This is a genomic window from Streptomyces sp. NBC_00620, from assembly GCF_026341825.1.
Lineage (GTDB): Bacteria > Actinomycetota > Actinomycetes > Streptomycetales > Streptomycetaceae > Streptomyces.
Map to the genome: position 1 here is coordinate 126,129 of NZ_JAPENY010000003.1, position 16,176 is coordinate 142,304.

Below are 16,176 nucleotides of genomic sequence, written 5' to 3' on the forward strand. Positions count from 1 at the left end.
ACGATGGAGCTTCCGCTGGTCGTGGGCGTCGACGGTTCCGAGCCCGGCATGCGTGCCGTCGACTGGGCGGCGGACGAGGCCGCCCTGCGCGGGGTGCCGCTGCGGCTGGTGTACGCCTCGCTGTGGGAGCGGTACGAAGGTGCCGCGCTCGCCCCCGACCTCGGCAGGTCCTCGGAACAGGTGATGGCCGACAAGATCGTCGAGGCTGCCGCCAAGCGTGCACACCGCCGCCAGACGGACGTGAAGATCTCCACCGAGGTACTCCCCGAGGAGCCGGTGCCCGCCCTGCTGCGCGAGGGCCGCAACGCTTGCGCACTGGTCATGGGCTCGCACGGCCGCAGCGGAATCGCCGAGCTGCTGCTCGGCTCGGTCAGCCTCGCGGTCGCCGCCCGCGCCCACTGCCCGGTGATCGTGCTGCGCGGCAACCACGACAACCAGGCCAGGCCGGGGATCGATCAGCGCATCGTACTGGGCGTCGGCGAGGAGCCGGCGGACTCGGAGGTCGTGCGCTTCGCCTTCGAGGAGGCGGCGGACCACTACGCCACTCTGCACGCCGTACGAGCCTGGAGATGTCCCGCGCACGAGACCATCGAGCATCCGCTACTGGCCGGAGACCCCGCCCACCACCACGAGCAGCGGGCCACGGAGATCCTGGAAGCCGCGCTGCGTGACGCCGCTCGGGATCACCCCTCGGTGCAGGTGCGCCGGCGGACCGTCGAGGGTCCCGCCCGCAAGGTGCTGCTGGAGGCCTCGGCCACCGCCGACCTGCTCGTCGTCGGCGCCCGGCGGCACGGGCACTCCGGACTCCAGCTCGGCCGGGTCGCGCACGCGGTCCTGCACCACTCCGCCTGCCCGGTCGCCGTCGTCCCGCAGCGGGCGTGAGCACCGTGACCGGCTCAGAGGCTCGCCGCGTGGTCGGGGACGTATGTCTGCAGGTCACGCGGCGGGCGCTGGTAACCGGTCGACGGCGGCCGGGGCGGCAGCTCCAGCACCGGCGGTGGCACCTCGTGATACGGAAGGGAGCCGAGCAGGTGAGCGATCATGTTCAGCCGGGCCCGGCGCTTGTCGTCACTCTCGACGACGAACCACGGCGCCTCCGAGATGTCGGTGTGCACCAGCATCTCGTCCTTCGCCCGGGAGTACGCCTCCCAGCGGGTGATCGACTCCAGGTCCATCGGCGAGAGCTTCCAGCGCCGCGTCGGATCCTTCAACCGGCGCCGGAACCGTTCCTGCTGTACCGCGTCGCTCACCGAGAACCAGTACTTGCGCAGCAGGATGCCTTCCTCCACGAGCATCCGCTCGAAGATCGGGCACTGGCGCAGGAACAGCTGATGCTCCTCCTTCGTGCAGAAGCCCATGACGTGCTCGACACCGGCCCGGTTGTACCAGGAGCGGTCGAAGAGCGCGATCTCCCCGGCCGCCGGCAGATGCTCGACGTACCGCTGGAAGTACCACTGGGTGCGCTCACGCTCGGTCGGCTTGGGCAGCGCCACGGTCCGCGCGACACGCGGGTTCAGGTGCTCCGAGACCCGCTTGATCGTGCCGCCCTTACCCGCCGCGTCCCGTCCCTCGAACACCACGACCAGCCGCTTGCCCTCGGTCCGCACCCACTCCTGGACCTTCACCAGTTCGGTCTGCAGACGCAGCAGCTCCCGCTCGTACGCCGCACGCGGCAGCGTTGCCGACTTCTTCTCGGCCATGCCACCTCCTCCGCTCGATGACGTAACTCGAATGACGTACCTCAATGACGTGCCTCGATGACTTACGGAGTCACCATGACCAAGGTCGAACACCAGGACAGCACCGTACTGACCGACGAGGAACTGCGCACCCTGGACGCCCACTGGCGAGCCGCCAACTACCTTGCGGTGGGCCAGATCTACCTGCTGGCCAACCCGCTGCTGACCGAGCCCCTGGCGCCCGAGCACATCAAGCCGCGGCTGCTCGGCCACTGGGGCACCTCGCCCGGCCTCAACCTCGTGTACACCCACCTCAACCGGGTGATCAAGGCCCGGGGTCTGGACGCGCTGTGCGTGTGGGGGCCGGGCCACGGCGGCCCCGCGGTGCTCGCGAACTCCTGGCTGGAGGGCAGCTACAGCGACACCTACCCGGACGTCTCACGTGACCTGGCGGGCATGGACCGGCTCTTCCGGCAGTTCTCGTTCCCGGGCGGAGTGCCCAGCCATGTCGCGCCCGAGACGCCGGGCTCGATCCACGAGGGCGGCGAGCTCGGCTACTCGCTCGCACACGCGTACGGCGCCGCCTTCGACAACCCGGACCTGCTCGTCGCCTGTGTGATCGGCGACGGCGAGGCGGAGACCGGGCCGCTGGCCGCCTCCTGGCACTCGAACAAGTTCCTCGACCCGGTCCACGACGGCGCGGTCCTGCCGATCCTGCACCTCAACGGCTACAAGATCGCCAACCCGACGGTGCTGTCCCGGCTCCCGGAGTCCGAACTCGACGAACTGCTGCGCGGATACGGGCACGAGCCGATCCACGTCACCAGCGATGACCCGCACCAGGTCCACCGCGCCATGGCCGACGCCTTCGACCAGGCCCTGGACCGCATCGCGGTGATGCAGCGCACGGCCCGCGAGGACGGTGTGAGCGAGCGCGTGCACTGGCCGATGATCGTGCTGCGCACGCCGAAGGGCTGGACGGGCCCCGCCGAGGTCGACGGCGTCCCGGTCGCGGGCACCTGGCGCGCCCACCAGGTCCCCCTGTCCGGCGTACGCGAAAACCCGGACCACCTGCGCCAGTTGGAGACCTGGCTGCGCTCGTACCGTCCCGAGGAACTCTTCGACGCCGACGGCCGGCCCAGCGCCGACGTCCTCGCCTGTCTGCCCGAAGGCGCCAAGCGTCTGGGCTCCAGCCCGTACGCCAACGGCGGCCTCCTCGTACACGATCTGCCGATCCCGTCCCTGGACCGCTTCGCCGTGCCCGTCGACAAGCCGGGCGCGACCCTGCACGAGCCCACCCGGATCCTCGGCGACCTTCTCGAACAGGTCATGAAGGACACGTCGGAACGCCGCGACTTCCGCCTCGTGGGCCCCGACGAGACGGCCTCCAACCGGCTGGAAGCCGTCTTCAACGCCAGCGGCAAGGCCTGGCAGGCCCAGACCCTCCAGGTGGACGAGCACCTGGACCGGCACGGCCGGGTCATGGAGATCCTCTCCGAACACCTCTGCCAGGGCTGGCTGGAGGGCTATCTCCTCACCGGCAGGCACGGACTGTTCTCCTGCTACGAGGCGTTCGTGCACATCGTCGACTCGATGGTCAACCAGCACATCAAGTGGCTGAAGACCTCGAGGGAGTTGCCGTGGCGGGCCCCCATCGCCTCCCTCAACTACCTGCTCACCTCGCACGTCTGGCGCCAGGACCACAACGGCTTCTCGCACCAGGACCCCGGCTTCGTCGACCACGTCCTCAACAAGAGCCCCGAGGTCGTACGGGTCTACCTGCCGCCGGACGCCAACACCCTGCTGTCCGTGGCGGACCACGCCCTGCGCAGCCGCGACTATGTCAACGTGATCGTCGCGGGCAAGCAGCCCTGCTTCGACTGGCTGTCCATGGACCAGGCCCGCGCCCACTGCGCACGCGGCGCCGGGATCTGGGAGTGGGCGGGCAGCGAGAACGGCGTCGAGCCCGATGTGGTGCTCGCCTGCGCGGGAGACGTGCCGACACTGGAGATCCTCGCCGCCTCGGCCCTACTCAGGCGCCATCTGCCGGAGCTGGCCGTGCGGGTCGTCAACGTCGTCGACATGACCCGGCTGCTGCCCCGTGAGGAACACCCGCACGGAATGAGCGACTTCGAGTACGACGGCCTCTTCACCACCGACAAGCCGGTGATCTTCGCCTACCACGGCTATCCCTGGCTGATCCACCGCCTCGCCTACCGCCGTACCGGCCACGCCAATCTCCATGTCCGCGGCTACAAGGAGATGGGCACCACGACCACACCGTTCGACATGGTCGTCCGCAACGACCTCGACCGCTACCGCCTCGTCATGGACGTCATCGACCGCGTACCCGGCCTCGCTGTCCGCGCCGCCGCCGTACGCCAGCAGATGGCCGACGCCCGCACCCGGCACCACGCCTGGATCCGCGAACACGGCACCGACCTGCCCGAAGTCGCCGACTGGACCTGGAACGCCTGAACGCCCCGACCCTGCAAGTCCCCTGCGCTGCAAAGGAGTTCGCCGCCATGACCGTACGCGTCGGCATCAACGGCTTCGGCCGGATAGGCCGCACCTATCTGCGCGCGGCACTCGACCGCGCCGAAGCGGGCACCCAGGACGTCGAGGTCGTCGCCGTCAACGACATCGCGCCGCCCGCCACCCTGGCCCACCTGCTGGAGTACGACTCGACCTTCGGCCGTATCGGCCGGGAGGTCAGCCACGACGACAGCTCGATCACCGTCGACGGCCGGCGCATCGCCGTCACCGCCGAGCGCGACCCGGCGGCCCTGCACTGGGCGGACTACGGCGCCGGCATCGTGATCGAGTCCACCGGCCGCTTCCGCGACCGCGACGCCGCCGCCCTGCACCTGAAGGCCGGCGCGCACACGGTCCTGCTGTCCGCGCCCGGCAAGAACGCGGACGCCACCATCGTGATGGGCGTCAACGACACGACGTACGACCGCAGGCAGGACCGGATCGTGTCGGCCGCCTCCTGCACCACCAACTGTGTCGCCCCCATGGTCAAGGTGCTGAACGACGCCTTCGGCATCGAGCGCGGCATGATGACCACCATCCACGGCTACACCAACGACCAGTCCCTGCTGGACGGCCCGCACAAGGACCTGCGCCGGGCACGCTCGGCGGCGCTGAGCATCATCCCCACCAGCACCGGGGCCGCCCGCGCCGTCGGTCTGGTGCTGCCGGAGATGGCGGGTGCGCTGGACGGCATCGCGGTACGCGTCCCCGTCGAGGACGGCTCGCTCACCGACCTCGCGGTCGTGTTGCGGCGCGAGGCAACGGTGGAGGAAGTCAACGCGGTCTTCGACGAGGCCGCGGAGGGCCCGTTGAACGGCATCCTCCGCGTCTCGAAGGCGCCCATCGTCTCCCGCGACGTCATCGGCGACCCCGCGTCCTGCATCTTCGACCCGGCCCTCACCCAGGCGAACGGCACGCTGGTCAAGGTCTTCGGCTGGTACGACAACGAGTGGGGCTACACCAACCGGCTCCTGGACCTCACGGCGCTGGTGGCCGACGACTGACGAGCACCGACCGGAGCGGCACACGGCGCTTCGGCGTGGACCGGGCCCGCACCCCGGGTACCCGTGCTGCAGGGTGCACAGGGACTCGCGCAGGCGCTCCTGTGCCGGGTCGTACCCCTGGGTGCCATGGCGGGCACGCTCGATCTCGTACAGCGGGGCCTGACGGGCCTGGAGACCCGGGGCGGTGCGCTGCGGTTCGACCCCGTACCGCTGCCGGAGCTGGCCGAGTACGGGTTCTCGATCCGCTGTCCGGGCCACTGAGGTGTACAACTGCGCCTGCAGTCCCGGCAGTTGCACATCATCGTGCCTGACTCCGGTCGCGATCCGATCTCTGTCGCCTTCGCCGACCGCACGGTGTCGGTGACTCCCGGGGAGTCCTGCACGCTCGCCCTGCCGAGCTGACCGACCACCGACGCCGAGGGGCACACCGGCCCCCATCACGGGCATCGGGCTTAGGGCCGACCGGCCCCCATGTAGCCCCGGACAGCCCATGGGATCACCCTCCGATCCGCTGGATGCTCGAAGTATCAAGAGGCATGGAGGAGACCCGCGATGACGGACGACACGCTCAGTCGACCCACAGTCCACGCCCTGCTCTCGGACGGCACCACCGTGTGCATCCGTCCGACCACGCCAGGCGATCACAAGCAGTTGCGGGGGTTCTACGAGGGGATGTCCCCGGAGAACCTCCGGCTGCGGTTCTTCGCGGCGAGCCGCCGTTCCGCCGCGATGGCCGCCGACCGGGCCTGCGCGCCGCCGCGACCCGGATACCGTGCCCTCCTCGCCGAGACGAAGGACCACGTGATCGGCCTGGCCGAGTACGAGACCGGCGAGGACACCAAATCGGCCGAGATCTCCATCGCCGTGGCCGACGGGCTGCATCACCGGGGCGTCGGCACACTCCTTCTCGAACACCTGGTCTCGGCCGCCCGCGCTGCGGGCATCACCACGTTCAGCGCCGACGCGCTCAGCGAGAACCACGAGATCCTGCGGCTCTTCGCCGACCTGGGACTGCGTACGGCTCGCCGCTTCGAGGGCCCGGAGGTGCGCTGCACCGTCGAACTCGGCGAGGACGACACCTATCTGACGGCCGTCGAGGCACGCGGCCGGGCCGCCGGCGTGGCCAGCCTGGAGCCGCTGCTGCGACCGGACGCGATCGCCGTGATCGGCGCCGGACGCAGGCCCGGGTCGGTGGGGCGGGCCATCCTGCACCATCTGCACACGGGAGGCTTCACCCGGCGCCTCTTCGCGGTGAACCCGAGCGTCACCTCGATACTCGGGGTGCCCTCCTACCCGTCGGTCGGCGCCCTGCCCAAGATCCCCGACCTCGCGGTCGTCGCCGTGCCCGCCGCCGCGGTCCCCGCCATCGCCGAGGAGTGCGGCAAGGCCGGTGTGCGGGCACTCCTCGTCGTGTCCGCCGGACTCGACAGCGCTCAGGCGGAGTCCTTGATGGCGGCGTGCCGGACGTACGGTATGCGGCTCGTCGGTCCCAACTGCCTCGGCATCTCCAACACCGACCCGCACTTCTCCCTCGACGCCACCTTCGCCGCCGACCACCCGCGCCCCGGCACGGCGGGCGTCGCGGTGCAGTCGGGAGGCGTCGGCATCGCCCTGCTGGACGGGCTGTCCCGGCTCGGCATCGGTGTCTCGTCCTTCGCATCGCTGGGCGACAAGTACGACGTCAGCGGCAACGACATGCTCCAGTGGTGGGAGAGTGACGGCCGCACCGAACTCGCCCTGTTGCATCTGGAGTCGTTCGGCAACCCGCGGGCGTTCTCCCGCACCGCTCGGCGCGTGACCCGCCGTATGCCCGTCCTGACCGTCGACGCGGGGCGCACCGACGCGGGCCGCCGCGCGGCTGCCTCGCACACCGCAGCAGCGGCGACGCGCACCATGACCCGGCAGGCACTGTTCACCCAGGCGGGGATCACCGCGACCCGGTCGGTGGGCGAACTCCTGGAAACCGCGGCTCTGTTGCACTCCCAGCCACTCCCGACGGGCACCCGCGTCGCGATCGTCACCAACGCGGGCGGTGCGGGTGTGCTCAGCGCCGACGCCTGCGCGGAGGCGGGACTCTCCCTCCCGCCGCTCACCCCGGAGGTGGTCGACGACCTGCTCGCCGTGCTGCCCGACGGTGCCGCGGTCGGCAACCCGATCGACGCCACCGCCGCCGTCACGGAGGAGCAGCTCAGGGACTGTGTGGACCGGATCATGCGGTATCAGGGCATCGATGCCGTACTGCTGGCCCTCGTCCCCACCGCGGTCGCCGCGGCTACCGGCGACGACCTGATCCGGTCCCTCACCCGCGCTCCCGGACGCCGGGAACGGCCGGTCGCCGCGGTGCGACTCGAGCAGGATCTGCCGGTCCGGCTGCTGCCCGCCACGGACGGCAGCACCGTCCCCTCGTACGCGGAACCCCAGGCGGCGGCACGGGCGTTGGCCCACGCGGCCCGGCGTGCGGCGTGGCTGAGCCGACCCGACGGGACGATCCCTGAGCTCGCCGGAGTCGACACCCCTCGCGCCCAGGCCGTCGCCGAAACCTACCTCGCCGCGCACCCGAACGGCGGCTGGCTCGACCCGCGCACCTGCGCCGAACTCCTCGCCTGCTACGGCATTCCCCAGCTCCCATGGGCCTGGGCGGAGACCGAGGACGAAGCCGTCATCGCCGCCGAACGGCTGCGCGGCGCCGACGGCCGGGTGGTCATGAAGGCCCACTGGCCGGGCCTGTTGCACAAGAGTCAACAGCACGCCGTCCACCTCGATCTCCAAGGCGACTCCCAAGTGCGCGCGGCCTTCCGGGACTTCGAGACCCGGTTCGCGGGGCTGCTCACCGGCGTGGTGGTGCAGCCACTCGCCGCCCGCGGTACGGAACTGTTCGCCGGAGTGGTCCAGGACGAGGTCTTCGGCCCGCTCGTCCTGTTCGGGCTCGGCGGTACGGCGACGGAGGTACTGGCCGACCACGCGGCCCGGCTCGCCCCACTGACCGACCACGACGTACACGACCTGATCACCGCCCCGCGCTGCGCACCGCTCCTGTTCGGCTCGGAGGGCGGCGGGCCCGTCGACCTCCAGGGTCTGGAGCAACTACTGCTGCGGCTGTCCCGCATGGCGGGCGACCTGCCGCAACTCGCCGAGGCCGACTTCAACCCCGTTCTCGCGACACCGGGCGGAGTCTCCGTCCTCGATGCGCGCGTACGCCTGCTGCCCCGCAGGCCCCAGGACCCGTATCTGCGCCGACTCCGCTGAGGAAGGAACACTCATGAAGCACAACAAGGTCGGCTCCGTGATGACCACGGAGGTCGTCCGCGCCGAGTACGGCACCCCGTTCAAGGAGGTGGCGCGGCTGCTCGCCGGCCACCGGATCAGCGGGCTGCCGGTGGTCGACGACGACGAGAAGGTCGTCGGGGTGATCTCCGAGACCGACCTGCTGGTCCGGCAGGCAGAGACGCCTGACCCGTACGCGCCGAGGCGCCGCCTCCGGCTCGCCGCGCTGACCCGTGGCGCCAGGAAGCAGGCCGCGAAGGCGAAGGCCCGCACCGCCGGCCGGCTGATGACCGAACCGCCCGTCACCGTGCATGCCGACGACACCATCGTCGAGGCCGCCCGGGCCATGGCACAGCACCGCGTGGAGCGGCTGCCCGTCCTCGACGAGGAGGAACGGCTCGTCGGCATCGTCACGCGCCGCGATCTGCTCCAGGTCTTTCTGCGGCCCGACGCGGACATCCGTGACGAGGTGATCGCGGAAGTGCTGGTGCGCACGTTGTGGCTGGCGCCCAGGACCGTCGAGGTCTCCGTGATCGAAGGCGTCGTCACGCTCGACGGACACATGGAGCGCAGGAGCGAGACGGAGATCGCCGTCTCCATGACGCGTCAGATCGACGGCGTCGTCGCGGTGGTCGCCAAGCTCACCCACCGGCTGGACGACTCACGCCTCCAGCCGGACGGGCAGGCACTGCACGGCGTCACCGACGACTGGCTGCGAAAGCTGTGAGAGGAGGCGGACCGCCATGCCCAGGAGCGTGTTGGTCGCTTACGGAACGACGAACGGATCAACCGCGCGGATCGCCGAGACCATCGCCGAGGTGCTGCGCAAGGAGGGAATGCCGGCCGAGGCGGTGCCCGCCCGGTCCGTGACGGATGTGAGCTCGTACGACGCCGTGGTGGTGGGCGGCGGACTGTACGCCGGGCGCTGGCACAAGGATGCCCGTCGCTTCGTCCGTCGTCATGGCCGCGAGTTGGCCGAGCGACCGCTGTGGTTGTTCAGCAGCGGTCCGCTCGACGCCTCGGCCTCGGAGCGGAACCTCCCGCCCGTACCCGGCGTGAAGCGGGCCATGGTCCGGCTCGACGTCACTGAACACGTCACGTTCGGGGGGTGCCTCGAAGAGGGTGCGAAGGGCTTCATCGCCCGGAAGATCGTTTCCTCCGGCAAGGGCGGAGACTTCCGCGATTTCGCGGAGATCGAGGCGTGGGCAGGTCGGATCGCGACCGGCTTGACGGGCGAACCGAAATCAGGCTGAACCGTCCGCATCGTGTGGCGGGCGGGCAAGCCGTCCGCCACACGATGCGGGGCAGAAGCAGCGCAACGCCTCAAGGAGGCAGTCATGAAGGCTCTGATCTTCCACGGCCCCGGCAAGCGATCCTGGGACGACGTTCCCGACCCGGCCATCCAGGACCCGGGCGACGCGATCGTGCGGATCGACGCGGTCACCATCTGCGGCACCGATCTGCACATCCTGAAGGGTGACGTGCCTGCCGTCGAGTCGGGCCGGGTCCTCGGGCACGAAGCCGTCGGCACCGTGCACGAGGTCGGACCGTCCGTCACCACGGTGCGTCCCGGCGATCGGGTACTGATCTCCTGCATCAGCGCCTGCGGCCGCTGCCGCTTCTGCCGGGAATCCCAGTACGGCCAGTGCCTGGGCGGCGGAGGCTGGATCCTGGGCCACCGGATCGACGGCGTCCAGGCCGAGTACGCCCGCGTGCCCTTCGCCGACACCTCGACGCACGTGCTGCCCGAGCAGGTCGGCAACGAGGCGGCGCTCATGCTCGCGGACATCCTGCCGACGTCGTACGAAGTGGGCGTCCTCAACGGTGAGGTGACGCCGGGCGATGTGGTGGTCGTCGTGGGCGCCGGCCCGATCGGCCTGGCCGCGATCCTCACGGCCCGGCTCTTCAGCCCCAGCCGCGTCATCGCCGTCGATCCCGCTCCGCGGCGACGCGAAATGGCCGCGCTTTACGGCGCGCACCTGACACTCGACCCGGCGTCCGACGTCGTCGGCCGGATCACCGAGCTCACCGACGGACTCGGCGCGGACGTGGCGATCGAAGCGGTTGGCCTTCCGGACACCTTCGAACTCTGCACCCGCCTGATCCGCCCCGGCGGACGAGTCGCCAACGTCGGCGTGCACGGCCGCCCCGCCACGCTCCACCTGGAGGACCTCTGGATCCGCAACATCAAGATCACCACCGGCCTCGTGGACACGTACTCCACACCGACGCTGCTGCGGATGGTGGCCGCGAAGCAGCTGGACGTCGACGGGTTCGTCACCCACCGCTTCGGCCTGCAGGAGATGCAGGAGGCGTACGACGTCTTCAGCCGGCCGGAGGAGAGCGGCGCGCTCAAGGTGGCGCTGTTCGCCTCGTGACGTACGCCCTTGCCCGAGCGGGTCTGCCGGTCGACGGAACGGCGGACCCGCTCGGGCAATTCGCCTGTGGATCAGGAAGGCACCACGGCCACGGGGCACTTGGTGTGCCGGAGGAGAGCGTGCGCGACAGAGCCCAGACCGGAGCTGTCGACCCCGTCGGCCCTGTCGTCACCACTGGCTTGTCGCCCGAGCACGATCAGTTCGGCGTTGCCGGAGGATCGGATCAGACCCTCGGCAGGGGTGAACAGGACGACGTCCTCCAGAACGCGGACGTCCGGGTACTTCTCGCGCCACGGCCGCAGCGCGTCGGACAGCAGCTGCACCTCGTGGTCCTCCCAGGTGGCACGCTCCTCCCCCGGCACGCCAAAGGGCCACTCGGCGGCGCTGGGGGGAAGCTTCCAGGCATGTAACGCGTGCAGCCGCACGCCGCGGCGGCCTGCCGCGTCAAAGGCGAAGTCGATGGCCGCGTCCGCCGGGTCGCGGGCGTCGACACCGAGTGTGACCTTGTCGGGTCGGCTCACCGGGCCGTCGCAGGCGAGCCCGCTGGGCACCAGCACCACCGGGCAGGCGGCGGCCCCGGCGACCGCCAGAGCGGTCGATCCCAGGGGGAGCCCGGCGTGGCCTCCCTCCCCGCGCAGGCCGAGCACAATCATCTCCGCTTCCCTGCTCTGCGAGTGCAGCGCCCGTGAGGCCGTTCCGGTGAGCCGGACGCTCTCGGCCCGCAGAGCCGGGTGCCGGGCCATGACCCGGTCCAGTCCTTGGTCCGCCACGATCTCCGGCCGGTACGGCCATCGTTCCGCCGCATCCAACCCGTTCAGGGGCGAGACGTGGACCACGTGCAGTGAGCACCCGCGCAGTAGCGCCTCGTGTGCGGCCCAGTCGGCTGCGACACGGCTGCGCGCCGACCGGTCGACGCCAGCAACGATCACTCGCTCCATGACAGTCCGCCTCCCCTGGAGGGAGAAGAAGCCCTCCGAGTCTCCACCCTGGCCGCGGATCGGGGGCGCGTGCATGGGCCGGATGGACCTGGGCGGGTGCCGTACGGCCTCTCCAACCCGCGCCGTCGCGGACGGACTCTGGAATGGAGGAGCAGACCTAGCGCAGGAGGTGCGCATCATGCTCGCGCCCGTCATTTCCGGAGTCGATGGATCCGCCGAGAGCCTGGCCGCCGCCGAGTGGGCGGCCCGCGAGGCCGTCCGCCGTGAGCGTCCGCTGCGTCTCGTGCACGCCTGGAACGGACACCCCCGCAAGGCGGAAGGCGAGCCGGCGAACGCCACTCAGCGGCATCTGGCCCGGCGTGCCCTGCGCCAGGCGGAAGCCCGTGTCCGCGGCGCCTGCCGTGGCGTAGGCCTTGACGACAAGCAGGTGGAGGGCCCCGCGACCGCCGCGCTGCTCCACGCTGCCGAGCAGGCCGACCTGCTGGTGCTGGGCTCGCGAGGGCTGAGCGGCTTCACCGGATTCCTGGTGGGTTCCGTCGCCCTGGGCGTGGTGGCGAAGGCGACTCGTCCCGTCGTCCTCGTACGCGCGGGTGAGGAAGCGGAGGACGAGCATCTCCCGGCGGAGGACGGCAGCGCGTCCACGCGCACCGGATACCGGGACGTGGTGCTGGGCATCGACCTGAGCGATGCGCACGACGAGGTGATCGAGTTCGCCTTCGAGGCCGCCCGGCTGCGTGGCGCCCGCCTGCGGGTCGTCCACGCGTGGCAGCCGCCTTCCGCCCTCGACCTCGGCCCCGGGGACATCGCTCTGGTGAGTGAACCGAGGCGTGCGGAGGAGTGGCAGGGATTCCTGTCCGCCGTACTCCAGTTGTGGCGCGACAAGTACCCGGACGTCGATGTCCTGGAGTCGGTGGTGGCGGACAAGGCCTCGACCGCGCTGCTCCGGGCCGCCTCCGGGGCGAGCCTGCTCGTCATCGGACACCGTCTGGCCGATCGGCCGGTGGGCCCGCGCACCGGTCCCGTCACCCATGCCGCCATCCACCACGCCGGCTGCCCCGTGGCCGTCGTCCCCCACGAGTGAAAGGCCTCAGCCATGACCAGCGCACCCACGCAGTACGTGTACGGATTCGCTGAAGGCAACCGCGAGATGGCCGGCCTGCTCGGCGGCAAGGGGGCCGGCCTCGCGGAGATGACCCGGCTCGGGCTGCCCGTACCGCCGGGCTTCACGGTCACGACCGAGGCCTGCAAGGTCTACCTGGCGACCGGTGACGAACCGTCCGAGCTGGGCATCGAGACGGCCCGGGCCCTGGCCGCGCTGGAGCGCACCATGGGCCGCACGCTCGGTCAACCGGACGACCCGCTGCTCGTGTCGGTTCGGTCGGGTGCCCGGTTCTCGATGCCCGGGATGATGGAGACGATCCTCGACATCGGCCTGAACGACGACTCGGTCATCGGACTCGCCAAGACGTCCGGGCAGGAGAGGTTCGCCTGGGACTCCTACCGGCGGCTCGTGCAGATGTTCGGCCGGACCGTGCTGGGCGTGGACGGCGACCTGTTCGAGCAGGCCATCGCCGAGCACCGGGCCCAGCGGGCGGTGACCGACGACCACGGCCTCGACGCGAGCGAACTCGCCCTCCTCACCGAGGAGTTCAAAGCAATCATCCACCGCGAAACGGGCGAGGAATTCCCACAGGACCCCGTCGAGCAGTTGTACCGCGCGATCCGGGCGGTCTTCGACTCCTGGAACGGCGACCGGGCCCGGATCTACCGCCACCGCGAGCGCATCCCCGACGACCTCGGCACCGCCGTCAACATCCAGGCGATGGTCTTCGGAAACCTCGGCCCCGACTCCGGCACCGGCGTCGCCTTCACCCGCGATCCGGCCACCGGCGCCCCCGGCATCTATGGCGACTATCTGTCCGACGCCCAGGGCGAGGACGTCGTCGCCGGCGTGCGCGACGCCGAACCCCTGGACCGGCTGAAGATCCTCGACCCCCGCTCGTACGACCGACTCGGCGAGCACCTGCGCACCCTGGAGGGCCACTACCGCGACCTGTGCGACGTCGAATTCACCGTCGAGCGTGGCCGGTTGTGGATCCTCCAGACCAGGGTCGGCCAGCGCACCGCAGAGGCCGCCTTCCGCATTGCCCACGACCTGCGTGAGGAGCGAGCGATCACGGCGGACGAGGCGCTGATACGCGTGGACGGCACCGAGCTGACCAGACTGATGTTCCCCCGCTTCGAGGCACACCCCACAGATGTGCCCCTCGCACTGGGCGTCCCCGCCTCGCCGGGCGCTGCGGTCGGCGCCGTCGTATTCGACTCGGAAACGGCCGTACGGCGGGCCGCGACCGGCGAGAGCGTCGTCCTCGTACGCCGTGAGACCACCCCCGACGACTTGCCCGGCATGATCGCCGCACAGGCGGTCCTGACCAGCCGCGGAGGCAAGACCAGCCACGCCGCAGTCGTCGCGCGCGGTATGGGCAAGGTCTGCGTCTGCGGTTCCGAGTCGCTCACCGTCGACACCGTCGCGCGCCAGCTCACCGCCTCCTCGGGTGTCGTGGTCCGCGAGGGTGACACGGTCTCGGTCGACGGCACCGCGGGCACCGTCCACCTGGGCGCGCTGCCGCTCACGGCATCCGACGTGGGATGTGCGCTGGAGACCGGAACGGGCACCGCACCGCTGATTGAAGCAGTGCTGGGCGCTCTCGCTCAGGCCGACTCCGTGCGCCGCCTCGAAGTTCGGGCCAACGCAGACACGCCCGAGGACGCCGAACGCGCCCGCAGGCTCGGCGCGCAGGGCATCGGCCTGTGCCGGACGGAGCACATGTTCCTCGGCACACGCAGGGTGCTCGTCGAGGCGATGATCCTGGCCCGCGACGACACCGCCCGCGCGCAGGCCCTGGATGCCCTGCTGCCGCCTCAGCGGACGGACTTCACCGGCATCCTCAAGGCAATGGACGGGCTGCCGGTGACGATCCGGCTCCTGGACCCGCCGCTGCATGAGTTCCTGCCCGACCGGACGGAACTGGCCGTCCGGGTCGCGAGCGCCGTGCACCCGGACGTGCACGACCGCGAACTGCTCGCCGCCGTCGAGCGGATGCACGAGCAGAACCCGATGCTCGGCCTGCGCGGCGTGCGCCTGGGCCTGGCCGTGCCCGGGCTGGTCGCCATGCAGGTACGGGCCGTCGCCGAAGCGGTCGTCCAGCGGCTGCGGGACGGCGGCCGGCCGCGTGCCGAGATCATGATCCCCCTGGTCGGCACGGTCGAGGAACTGCGGCTGGCCCGCGCGGAGGCGGAGCGCGTGCTCGCCGACGTCGCCACGGAGTCGGGCCAAGTCGTGGACTGCCCGATAGGCACGATGATCGAGCTGCCGCGGGCGGCGCTCACCGCCGGACGCATCGCCGAAGTCGCGGACTTCTTCTCCTTCGGCACCAACGACCTAACGCAAACAACCTGGGGACTGTCCCGGGACGACGCGGAGGCGTCCTTCTTCCCGCTGTACCTGAAGAAGGGAATCTTCGCCGTGTCGCCCTTCGAAACCCTCGACCAGGAGGGCGTCGGCAGGCTCGTGGAGCTCGCTGTCGAAGCAGGACGTGCCGTCAAGCCGCAACTGGAGACCGGGGTGTGCGGCGAACACGGCGGCGACCCCGAGTCCATCCACTTCTTCCACCGGGCGGGCCTCGACTACGTCTCCTGCTCGCCCTTCAGGATCCCGGCCGCCCGGTTGGAGGCGGGGCGAGCGGCCCTCACCGCCACCGAGACCAGCGACAGCAGATGACCACGAGGGCTTGAGCCCAAGTCTCCGAGGGGTCAGGCGTCCGCCACCGTCGCGGTGACGGGCGTACCGATCTCGACCGTGCGGCTGACCGTGCAGAGCCGGTCGTGGGAGGTCTTGACCGCACGAGGGAGGATCGCGCGAGCACGGTCGCCGGTTTCACCGTCCGGGAAGGCTACGGAGAAGGTGACCGCGAGGTCCGTCATTCGGTTGCCGAGCGCGTCACTGATCTTGTTGCCGGTCACCGTGACGGTGAACCCGGTGGGCTCCGCGTGACGGGCGGTGGCGACATCGACGTCGGCCGCGGTGCAGCCCCCGATCGCGGCGAGCAGCAGCTCGACCGGGGTGAAGTCCGTGCCGCCGTCGGGGTCGGAGCTGGTGCCGAAGCTGATCGTGCCGCCTCGCGCGTTCGTGGCCTTGAAGTGCCCGGTGGCGGTCCGCTCGATGGTGACGGTGCGCAGGGTGTTATCGGTCATACCGACGACATTAGTGTCGCGCTGCGCCGACCGCCCGGGATGCCGGCCCCGCAACGGCGCGCACGCTAGATCTTCCCTTCGACCACGCGTCCGGTGCCCAAGCACGCGGCCCACTTCGGAGATG

12 protein-coding genes and 1 pseudogene are annotated in these 16,176 nt (G+C 70.8%); 10 read left to right on the forward strand and 3 right to left on the reverse strand.

The annotated features are described in order from the left end of the window. Positions 1-3 precede the first annotated feature (3 nt). Entirely contained in the window at positions 4-882 is an 879-nt protein-coding gene (locus OG246_RS31915; protein WP_266471323.1) for a universal stress protein, read from the forward strand. Positions 883-896: 14 nt separating this feature from the next. Here the strand turns inward: OG246_RS31915 and ppk2 are convergent, their stop codons facing one another. After that, complete coding sequence (gene ppk2, locus OG246_RS31920; protein WP_266471324.1) at positions 897-1,700, reverse strand: polyphosphate kinase 2; 804 nt, start codon at positions 1,698-1,700, stop codon at positions 897-899. Between the two features lie 75 nt (positions 1,701-1,775). On the opposite strand from ppk2, the gene OG246_RS31925 reads away from it, so the two are divergent. The 7 genes and pseudogenes from OG246_RS31925 to OG246_RS31955 all read left to right on the forward strand — a co-directional run bounded on the left by OG246_RS31925 (position 1,776) and on the right by OG246_RS31955 (position 10,860). Continuing rightward, positions 1,776-4,157 (forward strand): phosphoketolase, encoded by a 2,382-nt coding sequence (locus OG246_RS31925; protein WP_266471326.1) that lies wholly within the window; start codon positions 1,776-1,778, stop codon positions 4,155-4,157. Positions 4,158-4,204: 47 nt separating this feature from the next. Then, complete coding sequence (gene gap / locus OG246_RS31930) at positions 4,205-5,218, forward strand: type I glyceraldehyde-3-phosphate dehydrogenase (protein ID WP_266471328.1); 1,014 nt, start codon at positions 4,205-4,207, stop codon at positions 5,216-5,218. 111 nt (positions 5,219-5,329) lie between these two features. Then, positions 5,330-5,620, forward strand: a pseudogene (locus tag OG246_RS31935) (glycosyl hydrolase family 65 protein); the annotation flags it as partial. 150 nt (positions 5,621-5,770) lie between these two features. After that, positions 5,771-8,464, forward strand: a complete 2,694-nt coding sequence (locus OG246_RS31940; RefSeq protein WP_266471330.1) for a bifunctional GNAT family N-acetyltransferase/acetate--CoA ligase family protein — start codon at positions 5,771-5,773, stop codon at positions 8,462-8,464. A 13-nt stretch (positions 8,465-8,477) separates the two neighbouring features. Next, positions 8,478-9,209, forward strand: coding sequence for a CBS domain-containing protein (locus tag OG246_RS31945; RefSeq protein ID WP_266471332.1), 732 nt, complete (start codon positions 8,478-8,480; stop codon positions 9,207-9,209). A 16-nt stretch (positions 9,210-9,225) separates the two neighbouring features. Next, positions 9,226-9,735 (forward strand): flavodoxin domain-containing protein, encoded by a 510-nt coding sequence (locus OG246_RS31950; protein WP_266471335.1) that lies wholly within the window; start codon positions 9,226-9,228, stop codon positions 9,733-9,735. An 84-nt stretch (positions 9,736-9,819) separates the two neighbouring features. After that, positions 9,820-10,860 (forward strand): zinc-dependent alcohol dehydrogenase family protein, encoded by a 1,041-nt coding sequence (locus tag OG246_RS31955; protein WP_266471338.1) that lies wholly within the window; start codon positions 9,820-9,822, stop codon positions 10,858-10,860. A 71-nt stretch (positions 10,861-10,931) separates the two neighbouring features. Here OG246_RS31955 and OG246_RS31960 read toward each other — a convergent pair whose 3' ends face one another. After that, on the reverse strand, positions 10,932-11,798 hold the full coding sequence (locus OG246_RS31960) for a universal stress protein (protein ID WP_266471340.1): 867 nt from the start codon (positions 11,796-11,798) through the stop codon (positions 10,932-10,934). 178 nt (positions 11,799-11,976) lie between these two features. Between OG246_RS31960 and OG246_RS31965 the strand changes: the two genes are divergently transcribed. Next, on the forward strand, positions 11,977-12,879 hold the full coding sequence (locus OG246_RS31965) for a universal stress protein (protein ID WP_266471343.1): 903 nt from the start codon (positions 11,977-11,979) through the stop codon (positions 12,877-12,879). A 12-nt stretch (positions 12,880-12,891) separates the two neighbouring features. Beyond that, on the forward strand, positions 12,892-15,579 hold the full coding sequence (gene ppdK, locus OG246_RS31970; RefSeq protein WP_266471345.1) for a pyruvate, phosphate dikinase: 2,688 nt from the start codon (positions 12,892-12,894) through the stop codon (positions 15,577-15,579). Between the two features lie 32 nt (positions 15,580-15,611). Here ppdK and OG246_RS31975 read toward each other — a convergent pair whose 3' ends face one another. After that, a complete protein-coding gene (locus OG246_RS31975) occupies positions 15,612-16,052 on the reverse strand; it encodes an OsmC family protein (protein ID WP_266471347.1) in 441 nt (146 codons plus the stop codon). Between the last annotated feature and the right edge of the window lie 124 nt (positions 16,053-16,176).